Source organism: Sphingopyxis sp. 550B (assembly GCF_057401805.1).
Genome location: NZ_CM171610.1, coordinates 3693799 through 3700089, shown reverse-complemented (window position 1 = coordinate 3700089; position 6291 = coordinate 3693799). Strand labels below are relative to the sequence as shown.

The window sequence follows — 6291 nt, the reverse complement described above, 5'->3', positions numbered from 1 at the left end:
TGCGCGGATGACCGGGTGAGCGTGGCGGCCGACATCGGGACCGCGTCGAGGTCGCAGGGGGCGGATGAGGCCCGGCTGTGGGCATCGCTGGCGTCGGCGCGCGACGCGGGGTCCTTCTGCCAGGCCTGGCTCGACCTGCAATGCGCCCGCACGCGCGGGGTCAGCGCCGGACTGATCCTGCTCGAGGGCACCGGTGGCGCCTTCGCCCCCGCGGCGGGATGGCCCGCCGGCCCGCAGGAGCACCCCCATCTGCGCAAGGTCGCCGAGGCGACGCTCGCGAACGGGCAGGTGGTGGTCGAAGGCGATGCGGACGATCCCGACACGATGGGCATCGGCTATCCGATCGCCGCCGACGGGCGGATGATGGGCGCGGTGCTGCTCGCCGTGACCGGGCTGACCTCGCCGCAGATGCAGTTGCTGCTGCGCGAACTCCACTGGGGCGTCGGCTGGATTCACTCGCTGGTCTGGCAGCACCGCTCCGCCGGCGACGAAGGGCGTACGGAGGCGGCAACCGCGGCGATGGACGTACTTGCGGCGATGCAGGAGCATGACACGCTGGCCGAGGCGGAACTGGCGCTGTGCAATGCGGCGACGATCGCCCTCGACGCCGACCGGGTGTCGCTGGGGCTGGTGCAGGGCGACCGCGTCAAGCTGTCCGCCATGTCGCACGGTGCGTGGTTCCGCAAACGGTCGGACGTCGCCGAGGCGCTGGAAGCCGCGATGGACGAGGCGATGGACCAGGACATGCTGCTGTCGGTCCCGCTGGTGCGCGAGGGCGATCCGATCCTGTTGCAGCAGGACCGCCTGCTCGCGCTGGCGGGCAAGGGTGCGGTCGCCAGCGTGCCGATGACCGACCGCGGACTGCCGGTCGGGGTGCTGACGATCGAGCGCGCGGCCGATGCCGAGCCGTTCGATGCCCGCGACCTGCTGCTCGCCGAAACGGTCGCGGCGCTGGTGGCGCCGGGGATCGCGCTGCGGCGGCGCGAGGAAAGATGGATCGGTGGCCGCGTCCGGCGGCACGGCATGGATGGCGCGCGCGCGCTGTTCGGCCCGCGCCGTCCGCTGGCGAAGGCGCTGGGGATCGGCGCGCTGCTGTTGCTGCTGATCCTGTTCGTGCCGTTCGCCCAGTTTCAGGTGCGCGCCGACGCCGAACTCGAAGGCCAGGTGCAGCGCGCGGCCTCGGCGCCCTTTTCCGGCTTCATCGCGCGGTCGCAGGCGCGCGCCGGAGACGTCGTGCGCGCGGGACAGGTGCTGGCGACGCTCGACGACCGCGACCTGATCGTCGACCGCGCCCGCGCGCTCGGCGAGGTGCAGCAGCTCGACCGCCGCTATCGCGAGGCGCTGGCCAAGCACGAGCGCGCCGACATGAGCCTGGCCGGCGCGCAGCTTCGCCAGGCGGAGGCGAGCCTGCGCCTGATCGAATATAAGCTCGCGCGCACCCGCATCGTCGCGCCGCTGTCGGGCGTGCTGGTGTCGGGCGACCTCAGCCAGAAGGTCGGGACGCCGGTCGAGGAAGGCGACGTGCTGTTCGAGGTCGCGCCGCTCGGCAGCTTCCGTGTCGTGCTGAACGTCGCGGAGGAGGATGTGAATTATCTGCGCCCCGGGCAGCAGGGCCGCTTCGCGCCCACGGGACTTGCGGGCGAGACGGTGCCCTTCACGGTCAGGCGGATCACGTCGGTCACGGCCAATGTCGATGGCGAGAATGTATTCCGCGTCGAGGCGGAACTGGCGGGCGACCGCCGCGCGGTGCTGCGCCCCGGCATGGAAGGCGTCGCCAAGGTGAAGATCGACCGGCGCAGCAACGCCTGGATCTGGACGCGCGGCCTGCGCGAATGGCTGCGGCTGTTCTTCTGGAAGTGGCTGCCCTAGAGCATGAAGTATTTCGTTGAATCCGTTCGTGTCGAGCGAAGTCGAGACACCCATCGGCCCGGCGCCACGCTGATGGGTGTCTCGACTTCGCTCGACACGAACGGGTTTCTGGATCTGCCTCGAGATAGGCTGTCGGATTGGGCGCGCGATGGCCAATCCCTTTGAAAGCGCCTCCTGGTTCCAGGTCGCCCGGCTGAGGCCCCGGCTCAAGACGCATGTGCGCGTCCGGCGCCACCGCTATCGCGGCACGGTGCAATATGTGCTCGACGACGGCGCCGCCGGCAAGGCGCACCGGCTGACGAAGGGCGCGTGGCGCTTCGTCGGGCGGCTCGACGGCGAACGGACGGTCGAGCAATTGTGGGAGCGGCTGGTCGAGGAACTGGGCGAGGACGCGCCGACGCAGGACGACGTCATCACGGCGCTCGGCCAGCTGCACGGGTCCGACCTGCTGTCGACCGACATGCTTCCCGATACCGGCGAGCTGATCAAGCGGCAGAGGAAGCAGCGGCGGCAACTGCTGATGCAGAATCTGAAAAGCCCGATGTCGCTGCGGATTCCGCTGGTCGATCCCGATGCCTTCCTGACCCGCGCCATGCCGTGGGTGCGGCCGCTGTTCGGCTGGGCCGGGCTGGCGCTGTGGCTCGCCGTGGTCGGCGCGGCGCTGCTGGTCGTCGGCACCCACTGGCAGGAACTGACGACCAATATCATCGACCGGGTGCTGTCGACCGACAATCTGCTGATCATGGCGGTCTGCTATCCGCTGGTGAAGACGATCCACGAACTCGGCCACGGCTTCGCCGCCAAGGCATGGGGGCGCGAGGTGCGCGAGATGGGCGTGATGCTGCTCGTGCTCTTTCCGGTGCCCTATGTCGATGCGTCGGCGGCGAGCGCCCTGCCGAACAAGTGGCAGCGGGCGCTGGTCGGTGCCGCCGGGATGGTGTCGGAACTGTTCGTCGCCGCGATTGCCGCGCTGCTGTGGGTTGTGCTGGAGCCCGGGCTCGCGCGCAGTTTCGCCTATAACGTCATGCTGATCGCCGGCATCTCGACCGTGCTGGTCAACGGCAATCCGCTGCTGCGCTTCGACGGCTATTATATCCTCGCCGACCTGCTCGAAATCCCCAACCTCGGCTCGCGCGCCAATCGCTATTGGGGCGATCTGGTCAACCGGCATGTCTTTCGCACCCATGACATGCCGCCGTTCGACGCGACGCCGGGCGAGAAGCGCTGGTTTCTCGTCTATGCCCCGGCGGCCTTCGTCGCGCGCATGGTGATGCTGTTCGGCATCGCGCTGATCGTTGCGTCGCGTTTTTTCCTGATCGGTATCCTGATCGCGCTGTGGACGCTGTGGACCGGGGTCGGCCTGCCGCTGTGGAAGATGGGGGCGCATGTCGTCAGCAGCCCGCAGCTCCATCGCAACCGGGGCTTCGCGATGCGGCTGACGGGCGGCGCAGTCGCGGCGGCGCTGTTGATCCTGTTCGTCATTCCGGCGCCGCACCACGTCAACGTGCAGGGGGTGGTCTGGCTGCCCGACCAGGCGCATGTGCGCGCCGCGACCGGCGGCTTCATCACCCGCGTCGCCGTGGGCGAGGGGAGCCTCGTCCGCGCCGGACAGTTGCTGATCGAGACCAGCCAGCCGACGCTGGAGACCGACGTCGCGCGGCTCGACTGGCGGCGGCGCGAGTTGCAGGCGGCGGCCGATGCCGAACTGGGCGGCGACCGCGTCAAGCGTCAGATCGGTCAGTTCGCGATCGACGAGGCCGAACAGAAGCTGGCGATCCAGCGCGAGCGCTATGGCGAGCTTCGCCTGCTCGCGGGGGCGGAGGGGCGGTTCGTCACCGCGCTGGCGCCCGCGTCGGACCTGCCGGGGCGGCATGTCCGCCAGGGCGAACTGATCGGCTATGTCACCCCCGGACAGGCGGAGGTGGTGCGCGTCGCGGTGACTCAGGACGACATCGACCTCGTCCGCCGCGAACTCGTCCGCGTCCGCTACCGCATCGCCGCGCTGCCCGGCGCGACCCACGAAGGGCGTGTGGTGCGCGAGGTGCCCGGCGGCACGCGCGACCTGCCGAGCGAGGCGCTGGCGCTGGGCAAGGGCGGCACCATTCCCACCGACCCGACCGATCCGAACGGGCGCAAGGCGCTGGGCCGCGTCTTCCTGTTCGACATCGGCCTGCCGCCCGAACTGCGGCAGGTGCCGTTCGGGACGCGCGTCCATGTCCGCTTCCAGCTCGGCTGGGAACCGATCGGCTGGCAGGTCGCGCGGCGGTTGCGCCAGTTGCTGTTGTCGCGGTTTAATGCCTGAGCTGTCCGTCCTCCGCGAGCGCGCCCGCGACCTGTGGCGCGAGGTGCGCAGCGACGCGCGCCCGGTCATCGCGCCCTATCCCGAACGCGGCCCCGCGCCGTCGTGGAAATGGGATCGCCCCGTCGACCTGCTCGTCGGCCGCGCGCTGGCGGGCGAGCGGCCCGCCATGCTCGCGCGGGCGGAGGCGATCGCGGAGGCGGCGGAGGCGCTCCGCCCGCTGGATGACGCGGACCTCGACGCGCGCTGCGCCGCGCTGCGCGTCAGGCTGATGCGTCATGGGCTTTCCGACCCGGCGTTGATCGATCAAGGCTTTGCGCTGATCCGCGAGGTGACGGGGCGGATGCTGGGGATGCGGCATTTTCCCGTGCAGTTGATGGGCGGTCTGGTGATGGTCGAGGGCGGCCTCGCCGAAATGGCGACGGGGGAGGGCAAGACGATCACCGCGCTGCTGCCCGCCATCACCGGGGCGATGGCAGGAATGCCGGTGCATGTGTTCACGGTGAACGACTATCTCGCGGAGCGCGACGCCGCCAAGCTGCGCCCCGTCTACGAACGCTTCGGGCTCAGCCTGGGGGTGGTGATCCACGGGCAGGAGACGCCCGAGCGCCGCGCCGCCTATCGCGCCGACGTCGTCTATGGCACCAACAAGGAAATCACCTTCGACTATCTGCGCGACCAGACCGCGCTGGGGCCGAAGCGCGGCGCGGCGCGGCGGGTGATGCGCGACCTGTTCGGCGACCGGGCTCGCGAACCGCTGATCATGCGCGGCCTCTATTTCGCCGTGGTCGACGAGGCCGATTCGATCTTCATCGACGAGGCGCGCACGCCGCTGATCCTTTCGGCCGAGATGCCGGCGAACGACGATGGCCTTTATCTGGCCGCGCTCGAACTGGTGCGCCAACTGGAGGAGGGGCGCCATTACCGCATCCGCGAGGCCGACCGCGCGGTCGAACTGACCGAGCGCGGACATCGCGTCGTCGCCGAGCTGTCGGAAGGGCTGCCGCAGACGCGCTGGCGGATTCGGCAGGCGCGCGAGCAGATCGCGTCGCAGGCGATCGCGGCACTGCGCCTCTATCAACGCGACCGCGACTATATCGTCGCCGAGGACAAGGTGCAGATCGTCGATGAATCGACCGGCCGCGTGATGGCCGACCGGTCGTGGGAGGGCGGGCTGCACCAGTTGATCGAGGCGAAGGAGGAGGTTGAGCTGTCGGGCACGCGCAACACGATGGCGCGCATCACCTATCAGCGTTTCTTCCGCCGCTATCTGCGCCTGTCGGGGATGAGCGGGACGGTGAAGGAAACCGCGCCCGAACTGTGGGCCGACTATGGACTGAAGGTCACGGTCGTGCCGCGCAACCGCCCCAATCTGCGCCGCGATCGCGGGCACCGGCTCCATGCCGACGCCGCCTCGAAATGGGCGGCGGTGGCAGAGGCGGTGCGCACGGTGCGCGAGGAGGAAGGGCAGCGGCCGATCCTCGTCGGGACGCGCTCGGTCGGGGATTCCGAGGCGGTTGCCGCCGCGCTCGACCGCGTCGGCATCGCCTGCCGCATCCTCAACGCGCGGCAGGACGCCGAAGAGGCGGAGATCGTCGCGGCGGCGGGCCGGATCGGCGCGGTGACGGTCGCGACCAACATGGCCGGACGCGGCACCGATATCGAATTGTCGAAGGAGGCGCACGCGGCGGGCGGGCTGCACGTCATCCTGACCGCCTTTCACGAAACCCCGCGCATCGACCGCCAGCTCGAAGGGCGCGCCGGGCGGCAGGGCGACCCCGGCAGCACGCAGGCGATCACCGCCATCGACGACGAGCTTTACGCGCTGTTCGCCCCGCGCGCCGCACGGGCGCTGAAAGCGTCGGCAAAGGCCTGGCCGATAGAGGGGCGTCCCGCGAACCTGCTGCGCCGCTGGGCGCAGGGCGCGGCCGAGCGGCGTCATGCCGCGTCGCGCCGCCAGACCGAATTGTCCGAGGAACGGCTGCAAAAGACCATGGCGTTCAGCGGCACGGCGTAGGGGGCGGGCCCTGAAGATCGCATCAGGCTTTCTTCCGCGTTTGCGCCGACCCTGGATCGGGTCGGCACATATGTCTTCAGGCAGGTAAGGGGCTGTTCCCCGGCGA

At 70.1% G+C, this 6291-nt stretch carries 3 protein-coding genes; all 3 read left to right on the top strand.

Features of this window, described 5'->3' with window-relative positions:
• Positions 1 to 15 precede the first annotated feature (15 nt).
• The 3 genes from AC2S9W_RS17260 to AC2S9W_RS17250 all read left to right on the top strand — a co-directional run bounded on the left by AC2S9W_RS17260 (position 16) and on the right by AC2S9W_RS17250 (position 6185).
• Positions 16 to 1869 carry a GAF domain-containing protein gene (locus AC2S9W_RS17260; RefSeq protein WP_486571334.1) on the top strand — a complete coding sequence of 618 codons (1854 nt, stop codon included), beginning with the start codon at positions 16 to 18 and terminating at the stop codon, positions 1867 to 1869.
• A gap of 148 nt (positions 1870 to 2017) precedes the next feature.
• Positions 2018 to 4171, top strand: coding sequence for a PqqD family peptide modification chaperone (locus AC2S9W_RS17255; RefSeq protein ID WP_486571333.1), 2154 nt, complete (start codon positions 2018 to 2020; stop codon positions 4169 to 4171).
• A complete protein-coding gene (locus AC2S9W_RS17250; RefSeq protein WP_486571332.1) occupies positions 4164 to 6185 on the top strand; it encodes a preprotein translocase subunit SecA in 2022 nt (673 codons plus the stop codon). The genes AC2S9W_RS17255 and AC2S9W_RS17250 overlap by 8 nt, the downstream gene beginning before the upstream one ends.
• Positions 6186 to 6291: the final 106 nt, after the last annotated feature.